This window comes from Pseudomonas sp. AC463 (assembly GCF_979253585.1).
Genome location: NZ_CEEDDZ010000010.1, coordinates 29026 through 45478, shown reverse-complemented (window position 1 = coordinate 45478; position 16453 = coordinate 29026). Strand labels below are relative to the sequence as shown.

The window sequence follows — 16453 nt, the reverse complement described above, 5'->3', positions numbered from 1 at the left end:
GCTTATTCCCTCAGTTCAACGCCGAGCGGGCGATCATTTCAAACATCAGGTTGATCAGTTGAATCAACTCCACGCCGATCCAACGGCCCGTCAAGACCAGCGTGACACCTACCGCCACCAGCTTGACGCCAAAGGGCAATGTCTGGTCCTGGACCTGCATCAGGGCTTGTACCAGGGACGTCAGCACACCGACGATCACCGCCACGATCAGTGGCGGCGCCGACAGCACCACCACCAGCAGCATGCCCTGTTTGAACAGTACGATCGGTTCCATAGGGCACTCAGAGGTAAGAAAGGAACAGACTGTCGAGCAACCGCGACCAACCGGAAACCATGACAAACAACAGCAGTTTCAGCGGCAGGGAAATGGTCATGGGCGAGACCATTTGCATCCCCAGGGCCAACAGCAGGTTCGATACGATCAAATCGATGACGATGAAGGGAATGTAGATCAGGAAGCCGATCTCGAATCCCGCCTGCAACTGCGACAGCACAAAGGAGGGGACCAACAGGATCAGGTCATCGCGCTGGGTGCTTTGCGCCATTTCAGGCGGCCACATACGCGCACTGTTTTCCAGCATGTGTGTGAGTACGTCCGGGTCGGTGTTGCGCTTCATAAACGCACGGAGCGGCTCTGTGGCAACAAGCCCCGTCTCTTGAAGCGCCTGAACACTGCTCATGTCCAGGGGCGATTGCTTGAAAGCCTGGGCGACCTCGTACCCCACCGGCGCCATGACAAACAGCGTGGCAGCCAGTGCGATGCCATTGATTGCCATACTCGGCGGCACTTGCTGAACGCCAATGGCGTTGCGTGTGATCATCAGCACAATGACGATCTTCAAGAATGCCGTGCACACCACCAACAGCATCGGCAATAAAGACAACGCGCCAAAAAACAGCGCCAGCACAACGGGGTCAATGCCCTGGAATATCATCGGGAAAAAACCACGCGAGACAATTGCAGACCGAGTCGGCCATCCACTTCAACCAGCTGCCCTTGACCAATGGACCGCTCGCCGTAATACAAACCCGCCATGCCGGGTGCATATCCGGTGATCCCCAACACCGCTCCGGGTGCCAGATTGCGCAGCTCACCCAAGGTCAGGTTCAGCGCACCACATCGCACGGTCAGCGCCATGCTCAACTCATCAAAGAGTTCACCCCCGAACACATCCATTACCGGCTGATCCGACTCGGGTCCGGTGTACGCTTCCATTATGAAATCTTCGTCCATGGACGTTTCCTCGATCGAAATAAGGTTCAAGCACAACGGCCCGGATTCATCGTCAATACGCCCGTGCAAACGACGCCTGGCGACATGCAAATAACCCTCGCCGCGCGCATCGAAAAATGCCTGTTCAAGCATCAGCACATCGCCGACACGCAGGCAGCCCAATTGCGTACCAGGCAGGTTCAAGCGCCCCAGGGTCACCACCAGGGAAAGCGCAAACGCCGCTGGTAACGGGCCGGCTGTGGCGTGCCAGGGTCCGGCCGCGCACAGCGCCAACAGGCTTTGCGGGCTCAGCCACAGGTAGCCCATGACCTTCGAGGGGCCCAGCGTCACCGTGAAGCGGCAACCAAAGCTCAATTTCTGAGGCGCCGACAGCAACCGCAGGTACCCGAACAGCGCCTGTAACTGAGGGCTCAAATGATGCTGGAACAGTGCCCAGAGCCACGACTGCGGGTCATTGCCGGCTTCTGCCAGGGGCACGGGGCATTCGCCCATAAGGCTGAACAGCGGCCCAGCCTCGGCAAATGCCAGCACACCGCAGGCGCTCTCGAAATACAGCGGGCGAACACCCGCAGGGCCCCGGCCGGGCTCGAGCAACAACGCGCCCTCCTGGTCGACAACCCGAAACGGCATACGCAAACCGCGTCCCAGTCGCTGTGCCGCTGCCGCCCTGTCCGCATTGACCAACGGCAGTGTCAAAGGCGTGATCATGCGCGGCCCACGTGCCCGATGTGGATATCCACAGGCTGGCCCAGCGCTTGGGCCAACCCGTCCTGACAGCGCGTCCTGACGCCGCCGAGCCAATGCGCGGTGCGCTCTTCTTCGGCATCCAGCTCAACGTTCCAGGCGATCCCGCCCTTCCCCACACGGGCATTGATGCGCCCCAACCGGGGAAGGTAAAGCACCGCCTGCAAGGGCCACTGTGCGCTGACCTGTATGCGAGGCGCCAACTGCTCGGTCAATGCTTCGATCATCGCTTTATGAACCGATGCTTTAGGGCCCGACAAGCCGGAAGCGAAGCCGCTGCCGCCATCATCAGGGGCGAACAGTTGGGCGAACAAACGTCCATGTTCCCAAGGCACCACCCCTGCCGCATTGGGCTCACGGTCTTCCCGGGGCTGGCGCACGCGGGGTGCATCAGGTTTGCTCACAGGTTCTTGCTTCATTCTCTTCCTGCACCAGTAACTGGGATAATTCCCAAAGTTTTTCAACCTCGCGCAAACAGCGTGTGGCCTGCTTCTGCGCGCTGTCGATGTGGATCATTTGCTGCTCGTGCCGCCCGTTCAACGCATGCAACTGCGCGCGCTCGCGCTGCGTACCGGCAGACAGCGAACGCTCCTGGGTTCCCCACGATTTGAGTTGCCGAAAGGAGAGCACTTGCCCTTGATGCTTGCTCAATAGCGCCGCAGCTTCCTCGGCTTCCTGCAGCCGGGTCTGCTCCAGGAGCTGATGGGCCTGCTCTACCTGCACTTGCAGCGCACGCTGATGCCTTTTGGCCTCACTCAACGCGCGCTCCGCCCGGTCCGCCCGATGTTTGCGCAGGCGCCGCAGGGTCTCCAATTCAGAAAGGAACATAGCCGGTCAACTCCGTCAGTTGATCCAGGGTTCCATCCATCGGTGACGGCTCACGCAAGTCCTGGCGCAGAAACCGATCCACTGCCTGGCGGGTATCCACCGCCAAGTCGGTAAGCGCATCACTGCCAGGCTGGTATTCACCCAACTTGAGCATCAGCTCGATCTGCTGATACGCCGACAGCAGCCGCCGCAGCGCCGTACCCGCCTGGATATGCTCAGGCGTGGCGACGTTACTCAAAATCCGGGAAAGACTGGCCAGTACATCAACCGCCGGGTAGTGACCACGCTCGGCCAGTTTGCGCGACAGGACAATGTGGCCGTCGAGCAACGACCGGACTTCGTCGGCGACCGGGTCGCTCATGGAGTCCTGCTCGATCAGCACCGTGTAGATCGCCGTGATCACGCCGTCGCGGGTCAGCCCGGCGCGCTCCACCAAGCGCGGCAGCAAGCTGTACACCGAAGGCGGTAGACCGCCGCGCCCAAGGGGTTCACCCGCCGCCAGGCCGATTTCTCGCTGGGCCCGGGCAAAACGGGTCAGGGAGTCGATCAGCAGCAGCACCCGCTTACCCTTGCGTCGATAGCCTTCCGCCAACGCTGTCGCGGTAAACGCCGCGCGGGCTCGCTCCATGCTTGAGCGATCGGACGTTGCACACACCAGGACGGCCTTGGCCCGCAATTGATCATCCAGCTCATGGTCAAGGAACTCGCGCAACTCCCGACCGCGCTCGCCGATCAGGCCGAACACAATCACATCGCACTCGACATTACGGGCGATTTCCGCCAACAAGGTGGTCTTGCCACAGCCGGCGCCGGCAAACAGGCCTACGCGCTGGCCTTCACCCAGGGTCAACAGCCCATCGATCGAGCGTACCCCGGTCGCCAGGGCCCGATTGATCCGCGGCCGTTCAGTCGGCAAAGGCGCTTCGCACAACACCGTGCTCGCCTCTGGGTCGTCGGATTCGACGAAGGCACTGTGACCATCACCCGCAATTGGCCGCCCGAAACCATCCAGGACCTGGCCCAGCAATTGATCACTGACCCGCACCCGATGCGGCACACCCAGGCGCTGCACACTCGCCCCCACACGCACGCCTTCGAGGTTGCCAAGGGCGCTGAGTACGGCATCCTGCTGATCAAACCCGATGATCTCGGCCAGCATGTATTCGTCGGTGTTTTTTTCAACCTGGCACAAATCACCGATGCGTGCGTTGGGCAGCCGGCATTGCAACAGCATGCCGTTGACGCGCTGGATTCGACCACGCATCGTTACCGGCGCAAAGGTGGCCAGCGACTGGGCCTGGCGCTCTTGCCAGGCGTCGAGACGGGCTTGCAATTGCTCGTTCACCAACGCACCTCATAGCGCTGCGCGCCGTCAAAGACCACCTTGCTGTTATCGATCAATACCAGGCGCAGCCCATCAACTTCGTCACCCACAAACAGTCGGCTGCCCTCATCCAGAACCACATGGCCGTTGGGCCCACCGACAATCTGCACAATCTTGAATGGCAGCGCCCCATCGCGTACGCGCACACGACTGATCACCGGCACCGCGCTGTCGAACTGCTCACCAAAACGGCTGAGCATGCGTGCCACCAGCTCCACCTCATCCTGGGAAACGTCACCGTTGAGGGCGACCTGGCCATTGATCACTTGCACGCTGACCCGCTGGCTCAGTTCACGCTCGCCGAGCATTCCCAATAACTGCTGGCGAACTTCAAACGGCGAGTCCAGGACTTGCTTGCGGACCACGGGAGGCATCAAGGACGCCTGCGCCTCGCGCTCCCCCGTGGAAACCGTGCCCACCACCGCGACGATCACCGCTACCAGCAATACCAGACTGATCAGGCGCTTTTGCTGCGAGTGCGAGATGGACGACAACTTCAACACCGGCACAGGCTCATTGACGGGCGGCGGTGGCAGTGGAACCGCGGCCTGGGGCCAGGGCTGATCGGCCAAGGCGACACACAGCCGCACAACCCCGATCAAAAACACTGCATTGAGTGGCAGGTTGGCGATGTGTGCCAGGACCTGACCCTCACTGCTGTGCAACAGACCCGACTCGGCCTGCACCGACCAGTTGGCGTCGAGAAGACGCAGCCGCGCATGCTGCTCGGCAACTCCCGAATCGCTCAGGACAAGATCGGCGTCCGGGTGGCAACCAATGCTCCACTGCTCCCCAAACAACGGCAACGCTGCACCTTCATGCCTCCCATCAAGTACCCGAAGCTCAAACATCAACGGGCCCTCCGCGCGTAACGATTACTCATGCCACTTCACCACGCGTCAACTCGTCCTGGCCAAGATCGAAACGCCCCAGCACTTTCACCTTGGAGGTGCTACCCAATTCGGCGAACGACAGCACCGGCACATGGTTGAACTCTTCCAGTAACAAGGTCCGCAATGGGCTGCGCAGGTCCTGTGCAACCAGCATCACGCACTTGGTTTTGGGCCGCTGTGGAAACGCTTGGTTGAGCAGGCTGATCAGCGCGGCGCTACTTTCGTTGTCGAGCGCAAAAAACACGCCTGTCTGGGTCTGGCGCAGTGCCTCACGCATGATATTTTCGGTCTGCGGCGCGAGAAGCCAGGCATGCAGGCCGTCGGGCTCGCTGTACTGGTGGAAGATCTGCGACTTGAGGGCAATGCGCGCATAGTCGGCCAACGCGTCCGGCTCCCGCTCATGCTGGCCGTACTCGATCAGCGACTCGACAATCAACCGCACCGCCCGCAAAGGCACCCCCTCACTGGCCAGACGCTGCAAAACCGCCGAAAACCGCGCGAGCGGCATGATGCGTTGCAGCTCCTGAACCAGGTCCGGCTGGTTGTGTTCCAGCCAGCCAAGGATTGCCTTGCTTTCCTGGATACCGAGGAATTGCGGCCCGCTGAGCAACATCGCCTGTTTCATACGGTCGACGATCAGGCTCGCTGCGCTGAAGCGCTCTATGGCTGGATCATCGAGCAACGGATCATTCGCGGCCAGCCAGACCCAGTTCTGCTCATCGCGCTCGGCCAAACCCGGCACGCCATGTTCAGGCTCGACCTTCAGCGCTTTACGCTCCACGGCCACAAGTTTTACAACCGACGCCTTGAGCATCGGCACTTCATGCACGCAGAAACGCATCTCGTCATCGGCCAGCGCGCCATCAAGCTCGACTTCGAACGGTGGCAGCGTCAGGCCAATGTTGGTGACCATTGTGTTTCGCGCCTGGCGAATCGCATGAATCAGGTCTGTCACCTCGGGCGTCCCTCGCAGCGCCGGCGAGAACTGTAAAATGTAGGGCCGCGAGGGGTCGAACCCACGCAAGTCTTCGCTGCCGTTTTCTTCCGGGCGAACGGCTTCGGTGACTGGGTCAGCAGGTTTGCTTTGCTGTTCGCGTTGACGCGCAAGGTAGTAGCCCAGGCCGCCCGTCATCAGCGCGATAACAATAAACACCAGGGTAGGCATGCCGGGCACGAGCGCAAAGACCAGCATCCCAACCGAGGCAATCATCCAGCTCTTGGGCTCACTGGTCATTTGCCGGGCGATCTCGGCCCCCATATTACTGACGCCCTTGCTTCCATCAGGTGCTACACGGGTAATGATCATGCCCGCCGTGAGGGAAATCAGCAGCGCTGGAATCTGTGCAATCAGGCCATCACCAATGGTCAGTACGGAATACAGCGCTATCGATTCGCCAGCGCTCAAGTCGTGCTGGAACATACCCGTGGTGAATCCGCCCAACAGGTTGACCACAACGATGATCAAACCCGCGATAGCATCACCCTTGACGAATTTCATGGCCCCGTCCATGGCACCAAATAACTGACTCTCGCGGGACAACTGCTCGCGTTTTTCCCGCGCTTGCATGCCGTCGATCAGGCCGGCGCGCAGGTCGCTGTCGATGGACATCTGCTTACCGGGCATCGCATCCAGGCTGAAGCGCGCCGCCACTTCCGCAACGCGCTCAGAACCTTTGGTGATCACCAGGAAGTTGACCAGGGTCAGGATCAGGAAGATCACCATACCCACCGCCAGGTTGCCCCCCACCACGAAGTTACCGAACGCCTCGACGATATGGCCGGCGTCCTGCTCCAGCAGGATCAGGCGTGTGGTGGCGATCGACAGCGCCAGACGAAACATGGTGGTCAGCAACAGAATCGACGGGAACGACGAAAAGGCCAATGGTCCCGGCAAGTACAACGCGAGCACGATCAACAGACACGATATGCAAATGTTGATCGCAATCAGGACGTCGACCAGCCAGGTGGGCAGCGGCACGATAAAGATAAACACAATGCCCAGGACCACCACGGCGCCCAGCACTTCGGCACGCTGCGCCACTTTGAGCAATACATTGTTGATGGCCGACAGTGCGGTCACACCGACGCCCCAAGGCCACCGACAAAGCGTTTAGATCCGCGGTCGACTCGGTCCAGCTCCCCCATCACCGCCAAAAAGGTATCCAAACTGGACTGACGCACTCGACTGTCCGGCCACAACGCAGGGGGCAAATCCCGAATGAGGGGGTACAACGCGTTGAGGATGATCACTTGCCGGGTGGTCAGGCCATTTGCCAGATCATTCCCAAGCCGCAGGATTTCACTCGCATCGATACCACTGCCGGCGTACCCCAACAGTCGCTGCAACAAAGCCACGCAGTCATAGTCGTTGCCCAAGCGCTGGGTCAACGCATTGCAACCAGACAGCACGACGCCCAACTGCCCGCAACTTTGCAGGGCCAGCAGCAAGGTGCGCAAACGGGGCGTGGTCATTGATGACACCAGGTGCGCAATGTCGTCAGCCAACGCTTTACGCATGCTGCTGAGCCTGGAGGAAAACGTATCACCACCGTGCACGCCAAGCAGCGCCTGCATCATCGTCGACAGGGATTGGCGCGTGGCCACGCTGGCATAGTAGAGAGCACGCAGCGCTTCGCGCTCTTGAGGTTCTCCACCGGCCTCCAGCAGCGCCGTAGCAACCTTGAGACCCGCCTGGATTTCGCCTTTGTAAGCAACCGACAGCATGGCCACGGCATCCCGCGCCTTGGCCGCTTCGGACGGGCGCGCATCATTGTTCGCCTGGGACTCCAAATGCTTGAGCACTACGTACGCGCGCGCAGGGTCCCCCTCAGCAAGCTCCAGCAACTTGTCGACACTTGGATTGTGCTGCAACTGATGCTTGAAACGCCGAGAAACAGTCGCCATGGACTCCTGGGCAGGATGGCCCAACAACTCGTAAAGCTGCGCAAGCTGCTCGACAGGCGGGACGTGTATCGAGGTCGCATGCAGGGCGTGGTGAGCGGCAACCACCCCCGGATCAAAATAATGAGCAAGCTCGCCGGTCCGATCGGGCTGGGAAACAGGCACAACGGCGGATTGAACCTGCAGCTGGGCAGGAGGCACATCTTGATGAGATTCAATTTTCATGAGCAGGCCAAGGCAGGAAGTATGTGCCCCTGTGTGGCAAGACCTGCTTATACGGTTCCATAAAAACCCATCCACCGGAGTTGATGAAAACACCGGCACAAATCCTCAGCGCCTTTTGCAAAAACTTGCGTAAAAACCCTCTAATTCAAGATATTTATTTATACAAATCAATAGTTTGCATGATTTTTTCCTTTGGCATAACAGGTGCTATGGGCTTCTCGTCGAAACCATTTCGACAGCGTCTACCCTGAGGAAAAAATCGTGAATATCCCTATTGAAGCTTTAGCGCACCTCGTTGGCGGCTCGCCTCAATTCATGCTCCAACTGACGGACGACCAACAGAAAAAACTTCGCCGCTTTATTCATAAACGCGTACTCAACCACGAAGATGCAGATGACATCCTGCAACTGACCTACCTGGAGGCTTGGCGTAACAGGGAACGTTTCAGTGGCCAGGCCACCCTCAGCACCTGGATGTGCGGCATCGCGCAGAACCTGATCCGCAATCACTTCAGGCGCCTGTATGCCAAGCCCGTGCATTGCGAGTTTGATGAGTCGCTGTGGCACGGCCAGGAAGAAAACAAAAACCTGGACTGGGAGTTCGAGATCAACCGTCGCCTGGAAAACACCCTGAGCGCCATTGACCACCTACCCGCAGAAATGCGCAAAACGCTGTACGCTTCACTGGAAACCGACGGCAGCTACCAGGACACAGCCGACGTACTGGACATTCCCATCGGCACCGTTCGCTCACGCCTGTCGCGCGCGCGCGAGCACCTGAAGCGCGTCACCCATAACTCGACATACCCTTAGGAAAACCCACGTGTTGGGCGGCAGGGATATTGCCCAACTCGAAAAAAACCAAACATCAGACTGAACAACACCCCGGCGATCACCTGACACCCCACGCCCCCCATTAAGCCCTGTGGCGAGGGAGCTTGCTCCCGCCAGGCTGCGCAGCAGCCCCGGAAAACCGGCATTTCCGGTTAAACAGTTGAAAGCGCAGATAAAAATTAAAAATAAACGCTTGACGCATTTGCGTTCTACGCGAATAATGCGCGCCACTTGGCTACGTAGCTCAGTTGGTTAGAGCATAGCATTCATAATGCTGGGGTCCGGGGTTCAAGTCCCTGCGTAGCCACCAAGTACTAAAAACGGCTTACCGAAAGGTAGGCCGTTTTTTTATGCCCGCAGAAAAGTAACGCCAACGATCCGCAGCCACCAGGCTACTGATCCTTTCATATCGGGTAACACATGGCTTTCAGCCACTGAATTGCGCATTTCGAAGGTATCCACAACACTTCAGCGCATCGCGCAGTACTCCCCGGATATGCAACGCAGACAGTGATACTCAAATGACTCTACTCAGCGATGCCCTGATTTCAGAGCTGCTCACCATGGACAAGGTGGTAAAAAACCCCTGGCGCCAAGGCAACCCTGTTTAAAAAATCCCTGAGGCGTAACTACACAGTGCAATCATCCGATGGCACTCACTCTTTTGAGCTGTACACACGGCAAAATCAAATTGATCCCGACGCATTTTCCTGTGGCCTGACTTTTTATCCACGACCTGGCGACAAGGGCATCACCCTAACCCGGTATAACGGCGGTTATCACGTCCATCGCAACCCTTTGGAAGGTGATGAAGAGATACGAAATCTTTGCCATATCCACCTCGCCACAGAACGGTATATGGAACTTGGCAAGGTCGATAAATATGCAGAGACCACGAACCGGTACACGAACCTTAACGGCGCTTTGACATGCCTGCTGGCTGACTGCAACATCACTGGCCTGGAGCTAGACTCCATGACAGATGCTCATTCACTTCAGATAGCACTTTTCGAATGAACGACTTAGCCGCAATACGACAATCGTTGTGCACCGCGTTTTGCGAGGACGTGGTAATCACCGAGCGTGGCGATCTGCTGACGGTTTCCATCCCGCTCACCGCACGGGACGGGGATTGTTTCACCGCGTACCTGAGCCGCAGAAATGGCGGATGGCGCGTGTCCGATGCAGCCAACACGATGATGCGGCTCAGTTATGAAAATGATCTGACCAAACTACTTGCAGGCCCCAGAGCCAAGCTTTACGAATCCATTCTGACCGAAAGCGGCCTGTTTGAGGACGATGGAGAAATCTACATCGACGTGCCTGCGGATAAACTTTCTCGCGGCATTTTTGCACTTGGCCAAGGCCTGAGCAGAATTGAAGACATCGCCCTGTGGACGAAAAGTCGTGTGGGTTCGACCTTTGCCCATGACCTCCGAGAGCTGTTGTATTCCTTCGTTCCCAAGGACGCCATCGAGGAAAACCATGTGCCTGAGGTTCATGGCGGAGAGGACTACGTCATAGACTTCCGTATAAAAACCGATGGAAAGCCAGTCTTTCTGTTCGGCGTAAACGGCAAGGACAAAGCGCGCCTGACAACGATTACACTGCTTCACCTTAAGCAATCCGGCATCAAATTCGACTCGATCATCGTGTGTGGCGACTTCTACGAGCTGCCGAAAAAAGACGCTTCGCGCCTGATGTCGGCAGCCAATGATATTGCTCCCTCTATTCAGGACACGGTCGCCATCATCGAAAAGGTCCAGCATCGGATGGCTTAAGCCGTGACGTATAAAAACGGCTTACCGAAAGGTAGGCCGTTTTTTTATGCCCGCAGAAAAGTAACGCCAACTGTTAACATCCCGTCCTCCCCAGCGCCACACATGACCGAAATGCAATTGGCTCAAGCCATTGCAGTGACCGACTGACAGCCCCCAAAAAAGGAGCCCTTCATGAGTTTCGACGTATTCGCGATCATCATGCTGGGCGCTGCGCTCCACGCTACCTGGAACGCCGTGGTCAAAGGCGGCGCCGACAAGCTGTTGACCACCTGCATGATCGCCGCCGTTGCGTCCTTGATTGCCTTGGCAACGCTCCCGTTTCTTGCGCTGCCAGCCAAAGAGAGTTGGCCTTTTATCGGCGCATCGATGGTGTTGCAGGTGCTGTATTTCGTCCTGGTCGCCGCCACCTACCGCATCGCCGACATGAGCCAGACCTACCCGATCATGCGCGGCACTGCGCCGTTGCTGGTGGCCATGGTGAGTGTGCTGGTGTTGTCCGAGCCGTTATCGGCGTTTGCGTGGCTGGGGATTGCGGTGATTTCCCTCGGCATCCTGAGCATGGCCGCTGCACCTGCGGCGGGTCAGAAAAAGGGCCTCGTCCTGGCCCTGATCAACGCCTGTGTGATTGCCGGCTACACCCTTATCGACGGCCTGGGTGTGCGTAAATCCGGCGCTCCGGCGGCCTACACCCTGTGGATATTTTTGTTGACCGGCATTCCGCTCGCGGCCTGGGCATTAGCCACTCGGCGAGCCGTGTTCTGTGAGTACGTAACCCGCAACTGGCGCCTGGGGGTGGTCGGCGGCGTGGGCACGGTCGCCTCGTACGGCCTGGCTTTGTGGGCCATGACCCACGCCCCCATCGCCACCGTTTCGGCGCTGCGGGAAACGTCGATTCTGTTTGGCGTGGTGATCTCCGCCTGGGTGCTTAAAGAACACCTGACCCGCGTGCGCATCGTCGCCGCCTGCATCATCGCCGCCGGGGCGATGCTGTTGCGATTGGGCTAAACACGGTTTACCGGGTAGCATCGGGCGCTCGATCCTCCGGTAAAAAAGCACCACCCCAAGGACAACAGATCATTCTCAAAATGAACGGAGTTCAGCGCGTGTTTTCGATTTCCCGCCTACACCTGTCAGTGATTGCCACCGCGCTCGCCCTGGTTGCGTGCCACACCCCCGTCACGGAACAACCGCCGGCCCCGGAGCTGGGTTCGGGCTATCGCACCGACCTCACCACCCGCCACGCCGAGCGCCATATGGCCGCCGCCGCCAACCGGCTGGCGGCCGAAGCTGGGCGTGAAATGTTGCGCCAGGGTGGTTCGGCAATTGATGCAGCGATTGCGATGCAGGCCGTGTTGACCCTGGTGGAGCCGCAGTCGTCCGGGATCGGCGGCGGTGCATTCATCATGCTGTGGGACGGCAAAACCGTGCACGCCTACGACGGCCGCGAAACGGCACCGGCCGGCGCGACCGAGCGGTTGTTCCTAAAACCCGACGGCACGCCGATGGCGTTTGCCGAGGCACAGATTGGCGGGCGCTCGGTGGGCACGCCTGGTGTATTGCGTGCGCTGGAGATGGCGCACAAAAAGAGCGGGCGCCTGCCATGGGCCACGCTGTTTGAGCCGGCGATTCGGTTATCGGAACAGGGCTTTGCGATTTCCCCGCGTTTGCATGCGCTGATCGCCGCCGACCGTTACATCCCCCAATCCCCGGACATGGCCGCGTATTTCCTGAATGCCGATGGCACCCCCAAAACCACCGGCACGCTGTTGAAAAACCCGGCGTTGGCCAATGTGTTCAAACGCATCGCCAAGGAAGGCCCGGACGCGCTGTACCACGGGCCGATTGCCGATGAGATCGCACGCAAGGTCCAGGGCCATGGCAATGCGGGCAGCCTGTCGCTGGCGGACCTCAAGGGTTACAGCGCCAAGGAGCGCGCGCCGTTGTGCACCGGCTACCAGCAATGGACAGTCTGTGGCATGCCGCCGCCGTCGTCGGGCGGGATTGCCGTGGCGCAGATCCTCGGCACTTTGCAGGCGCTGCAAGCCCGCGACCCAGGCTTGGCCATCGCCCCGATGAAGCCGGTTGAAAGCACAAAACCAGCGGGCCTTGAGCCGACGCCTGAAGCCGTGCACCTGCTCGCCGAGGCCGGCCGCCTGGCCTTCGCCGATCGCGCGCTGTACGTGGCCGATTCAGACTTCACACCCGTGCCGGTCGCCGGCCTGGTCGCACCGAATTACCTGGCACAGCGCGCCACACTGATCGGCGCGCGCAGCATGGGCGTCGCCAAGCCAGGCACGCCGGCCGGCATCCAGGTGGCGTACGCGCCGGACCGCTCGCCGCTGCGCATCTCCACCTCGCAAGTGGTGGCCGTGGATGACCAGGGCGGCGCCGTGTCGATGACCACCACGGTGGAAGCCGCCTTCGGCTCGCATGTGATGGTCCAGGGCTTTTTGCTGAACAACCAGATGACCGACTTCTCATTCATCCCCGAGGAACACGGCCAGCCCGTGGCCAACCGCGTCGAACCGGGCAAACGCCCGCGCTCGGCCATGGCGCCGACCCTGGTGTTCGACCGCAAGAGCGGCGAGTTGCTGGCTACCGTGGGCTCGCCAGGTGGTTCGCAGATCATCGAGTACGTGAGCAAATCCCTGGTGGCGATGCTCGACTGGAACCTCGACCCGCAAGCGGCCATCAGCCTGCCCAACTTCGGCAGCCGCAATGGCGCGACCGAACTGGAAGCCGGCCTGTTCAGCCCCGCGTTGAAACAGGCCTTGAAGGATAAGGGCCATGCCCTGAGCGAGATCGACATGACCAGCGGCATCCAGGCCATCGTGCTCACGCGGGATGCCCAGGGCAAGGTGCGCCTCAGCGGCGGCGCCGACCCTCGGCGTGAAGGCGCAGCGCTGGGCGATTGAATGTGTTGGAGGCGAAGACGTTGATCTATTCGTGGGTGGCTCTTACGGCCCTATGAAAAAACGCCTACAACCTCCTTTCCCAAGTCTTATTCAGGCGGCTGGCTGCAAAGTGCCATGTCATTTTTTGCGATAAAAAGCCCCTTGAGCAGCGTCTTTTTACCTGCGATTTTCTGGCCCGCCCTTTCTTGTCAGAGGCTACGTCATAGACGTAGTATTTCGCGTGTTAACGATCATCGAATCACCTTTGTTCAATAGACTATGGCCTGACTATTGGACAGAGGATGAAAAAGGCATGTTCATGGCGTTTCTTGCCAGCCACCCTGACGCCGGAACTGTTGTTCCTGGCTCGGGCGGCTGCCGAAAGGTCCGCTGGAACTTGGAGGGGCGCGGCAAAAGCGGGTCAGTGCGAATTATCTACACCACACAATTAGCGTGCGGGGCGGTAGTAGCACCACTGATTTACGGTAAGGGCGCGACCGAAAATATTCCAGCGCACATCCTGTACAAAATCGCGAAGGACATGAACCATGCCACTCACTGAAAAACAACTGAAGGAACGTGACGCCAAACGCAACATCGGCGAAGAGTTACTGGCAGCCATTCAGGATGTCAAAGCGGGACGTTACGGTGCAGTGCACCACGTCGAGCTTACTCAAGCTGCCGAAGCAAGGAGCAAGACCGGGCTGTCGCAACCCAAATTTGCCGAGCTTTTAGGCGTTTCGGTGAGAACCCTTCAAGAGTGGGAACAGGGGCGTCGCTCTCCATCTGGTGCAGCACGCTCACTGCTGCACATTGCGGCGATAAGGCCGGACGTTTTCCGTGAGGTCCTCAGTAACGCCTGATGGCGTTACTGGCCACCCTCTGAAGATCACCGACTGAGCTTCAACCCCTTGCGCCCCGCATGCCGCTCCAGCGCCAGCTCGATCAACCGGCTCACCAACTCGCTGTAGCTCATCCCCGCCGCCTGCCACAGCTTGGGGTACATGCTGATGCGGGTGAAGCCGGGCAGTGAGTTGATTTCGTTGATCAGTACTTCACCATCGTCAGTGAGGAACACGTCGACCCGCGCCAGGCCCGCGCAGCCCAGCACCTCAAAAGCCTCGATGGCCAGGCGGCGAATGCGCTCGCTGGCCTGCGCGCTGATGTCGGCCGGCACCACCACTTGGGCGGCCTGGGCATCGATGTATTTGCTGTCGTAGGAATAGAAGCCGGTGCTCACCACGATCTCGCCGCAGCCGCTGGCGATGGGGTTTTCGTTGCCCAGCACGGCACATTCGATTTCGCGGCCCTGCACGGCAGACTCCACCAATACTTTTTCATCAAAACCCAAGGCCAGTGCGACGGCGGCGTGGTATTCGGCTTCGTCCGCTACCTTGCTCACGCCCACCGACGACCCCTGGTTGGCTGGCTTGACGAACATCGGCAGACCGAGCTTGGCCACCGCGTCGGCAAAGGCGGTGCGCGCGGCATTGCGACGCGTAAGGGTGATAAACGGGGTGACGCCAATACCGGCATCGCGCAGCAGGCGTTTGCTGATGTCCTTGTCCATGCACACCGCCGAACCCAGCACGTCGGAGCCCACGAACGGCAGATCCGCCATGCGCAGCAGGCCTTGCAGGCAACCGTCCTCGCCCAGGGTGCCGTGGACGATGGGGAAGATCACGTCGATATGTTCCAGCACGCCACTACCCGCGGTTTCCACCACTTGCTGGCTGGCCTTGCCGGGCACCACCGCCAGTTCGCGGTTGGATTGGTTGAGGGCGATGAGGGCCGGGTTTTCCTGGTTGAGCAGGAAGTCCGAGGTGTCGTTGAGGTGCCAATGGCCGGCCTTGTCGATGCCGATCAGCACCGGCTCGAAGCGCGAGCGGTCCAGCGCATCGACGATATTGCGCGCCGACTGCAACGAGACTTCGTGCTCAGCCGAACGGCCGCCAAAAATAATACCTACCCGCACCTTGCTCATGACCCGGCCTCACTGTTGAAAGTAAGGCTTCTTACCACGGGCAGTCAGCGATTCGCTACCAGATGCGCGCCAAACAGCAGGTAGCAACCGCCGGCAAAGCGGTCGAGCCATTTGCGCGAGTGGCTGTAGAGGTTGGCCATGCGCTCGCTGGAAAACACCAGGGCCACGCAGGAATACCAGCTGAACGACAAGCTGGCCATGGTGATCACGGCCAGGGTCAGCAACGCGGGCGACGGTGAGGGCGGCATCGTCGACGCGAAGGCCGTGGCGACAAACAGTGCGGCCTTGGGGTTGGACAAGTTACCCAGCAAACCGAAGCGCCAGGCTGAGAACAACGAACGTCGCGGCTCATCGGGCAGCACGCTCTGGCCCACCGCTGGAACCGAGCGTTTGAACAGCTTCAGCCCGAGGTAGATCAGGTAGCAACCGCCGATGATCTTGAACGCCAGGTACAGCATCGGCGCGGCGGTAAACAGCGACTTGATGCCCAGCCCACCGGCCAGCCCCCACATGATCGTACCGCTGGCCACGCCCGCCGACGCCACCACGCCATGGCGACGCGAAACGCTGGCGGCCAACTGCGCGGTATTGAAGAAGTTGGGGCCAGGCGTTACCACGGCCACCGTCCACAGCAGGGCCAGCGACACCAGCGGCGTCACATAGGCGGGGTTGAGAAAATCCATGGCTGCAACTCCTTCAGCGCGGGTCACAAACGGCGATCATAGGCCTCAGGTACCGCGTGCACAATCGT

18 protein-coding genes and 1 tRNA gene are annotated in these 16453 nt (G+C 59.7%); 8 read left to right on the top strand and 11 right to left on the bottom strand.

Translation table 11 applies throughout. The features are described 5' to 3' along the window. Positions 1–10: 10 nt before the first annotated feature. Genes sctS through AC0IYH_RS14200 form a run of 9 tightly spaced genes read right to left on the bottom strand, consistent with a single transcriptional unit; the run spans position 11 to position 8209 of the window. On the bottom strand, positions 11–274 hold the full coding sequence (gene sctS / locus AC0IYH_RS14240) for a type III secretion system export apparatus subunit SctS (RefSeq protein ID WP_116629226.1): 264 nt from the start codon (positions 272–274) through the stop codon (positions 11–13). Positions 275–281: 7 nt separating this feature from the next. After that, the gene (gene sctR / locus AC0IYH_RS14235) at positions 282–935 is read right to left on the bottom strand and encodes a type III secretion system export apparatus subunit SctR (protein ID WP_116629227.1); all 654 of its coding nucleotides are present in this window, start codon (positions 933–935) and stop codon (positions 282–284) included. Next, positions 932–1942 (bottom strand): FliM/FliN family flagellar motor switch protein, encoded by a 1011-nt coding sequence (locus AC0IYH_RS14230; RefSeq protein ID WP_471834845.1) that lies wholly within the window; start codon positions 1940–1942, stop codon positions 932–934. Before AC0IYH_RS14230 ends, sctR begins: the two co-directional genes overlap by 4 nt. After that, positions 1939–2397, bottom strand: a complete 459-nt coding sequence (locus AC0IYH_RS14225; protein ID WP_471834844.1) for a type III secretion system HrpP C-terminal domain-containing protein — start codon at positions 2395–2397, stop codon at positions 1939–1941. The genes AC0IYH_RS14230 and AC0IYH_RS14225 overlap by 4 nt, the downstream gene beginning before the upstream one ends. After that, positions 2369–2806 carry a type III secretion system stalk subunit SctO gene (locus AC0IYH_RS14220; RefSeq protein ID WP_471834843.1) on the bottom strand — a complete coding sequence of 146 codons (438 nt, stop codon included), beginning with the start codon at positions 2804–2806 and terminating at the stop codon, positions 2369–2371. The genes AC0IYH_RS14225 and AC0IYH_RS14220 overlap by 29 nt, the downstream gene beginning before the upstream one ends. Beyond that, the gene (locus tag AC0IYH_RS14215) at positions 2793–4151 is read right to left on the bottom strand and encodes a FliI/YscN family ATPase (protein WP_116629231.1); all 1359 of its coding nucleotides are present in this window, start codon (positions 4149–4151) and stop codon (positions 2793–2795) included. The genes AC0IYH_RS14220 and AC0IYH_RS14215 overlap by 14 nt, the downstream gene beginning before the upstream one ends. After that, positions 4148–5041, bottom strand: coding sequence for an FHA domain-containing protein (locus AC0IYH_RS14210; protein WP_471834842.1), 894 nt, complete (start codon positions 5039–5041; stop codon positions 4148–4150). The genes AC0IYH_RS14215 and AC0IYH_RS14210 overlap by 4 nt, the downstream gene beginning before the upstream one ends. Before the next feature lie 28 nt (positions 5042–5069). Then, complete coding sequence (gene sctV, locus AC0IYH_RS14205; protein WP_116629233.1) at positions 5070–7163, bottom strand: type III secretion system export apparatus subunit SctV; 2094 nt, start codon at positions 7161–7163, stop codon at positions 5070–5072. Continuing rightward, the gene (locus AC0IYH_RS14200; protein WP_116629234.1) at positions 7160–8209 is read right to left on the bottom strand and encodes an HrpJ domain-containing protein; all 1050 of its coding nucleotides are present in this window, start codon (positions 8207–8209) and stop codon (positions 7160–7162) included. Before AC0IYH_RS14200 ends, sctV begins: the two co-directional genes overlap by 4 nt. Before the next feature lie 261 nt (positions 8210–8470). Here AC0IYH_RS14200 and AC0IYH_RS14195 point away from each other — a divergent pair, with 261 nt between their 5' ends. From AC0IYH_RS14195 to AC0IYH_RS14160, 8 genes are all read left to right on the top strand, one after another. Next, complete coding sequence (locus AC0IYH_RS14195; RefSeq protein WP_116629235.1) at positions 8471–9022, top strand: RNA polymerase sigma factor; 552 nt, start codon at positions 8471–8473, stop codon at positions 9020–9022. Between the two features lie 254 nt (positions 9023–9276). Further along, positions 9277–9353, top strand: a tRNA-Met gene (locus tag AC0IYH_RS14190). A gap of 326 nt (positions 9354–9679) precedes the next feature. Beyond that, on the top strand, positions 9680–10060 hold the full coding sequence (locus tag AC0IYH_RS14185) for a hypothetical protein (RefSeq protein WP_471834841.1): 381 nt from the start codon (positions 9680–9682) through the stop codon (positions 10058–10060). Further along, positions 10057–10824, top strand: a complete 768-nt coding sequence (locus AC0IYH_RS14180) for a DUF1828 domain-containing protein (RefSeq protein WP_471834839.1) — start codon at positions 10057–10059, stop codon at positions 10822–10824. Before AC0IYH_RS14185 ends, AC0IYH_RS14180 begins: the two co-directional genes overlap by 4 nt. A gap of 171 nt (positions 10825–10995) precedes the next feature. Then, positions 10996–11829 carry an EamA family transporter gene (locus AC0IYH_RS14175; RefSeq protein WP_471834837.1) on the top strand — a complete coding sequence of 278 codons (834 nt, stop codon included), beginning with the start codon at positions 10996–10998 and terminating at the stop codon, positions 11827–11829. Positions 11830–11909: 80 nt separating this feature from the next. Beyond that, entirely contained in the window at positions 11910–13739 is a 1830-nt protein-coding gene (ggt, locus tag AC0IYH_RS14170) for a gamma-glutamyltransferase (protein ID WP_471834836.1), read from the top strand. A gap of 292 nt (positions 13740–14031) precedes the next feature. After that, positions 14032–14280, top strand: a complete 249-nt coding sequence (locus AC0IYH_RS14165) for a hypothetical protein (RefSeq protein ID WP_241092314.1) — start codon at positions 14032–14034, stop codon at positions 14278–14280. Continuing rightward, the gene (locus tag AC0IYH_RS14160; RefSeq protein WP_122773626.1) at positions 14267–14581 is read left to right on the top strand and encodes a helix-turn-helix domain-containing protein; all 315 of its coding nucleotides are present in this window, start codon (positions 14267–14269) and stop codon (positions 14579–14581) included. The genes AC0IYH_RS14165 and AC0IYH_RS14160 overlap by 14 nt, the downstream gene beginning before the upstream one ends. Before the next feature lie 26 nt (positions 14582–14607). On the opposite strand, the gene ddlA is transcribed toward AC0IYH_RS14160, so the two are convergent. Continuing rightward, positions 14608–15702 (bottom strand): D-alanine--D-alanine ligase, encoded by a 1095-nt coding sequence (ddlA, locus tag AC0IYH_RS14155; RefSeq protein WP_471834834.1) that lies wholly within the window; start codon positions 15700–15702, stop codon positions 14608–14610. Between the two features lie 44 nt (positions 15703–15746). Continuing rightward, positions 15747–16385 carry a LysE family translocator gene (locus AC0IYH_RS14150; protein WP_471834833.1) on the bottom strand — a complete coding sequence of 213 codons (639 nt, stop codon included), beginning with the start codon at positions 16383–16385 and terminating at the stop codon, positions 15747–15749. Between the last annotated feature and the right edge of the window lie 68 nt (positions 16386–16453).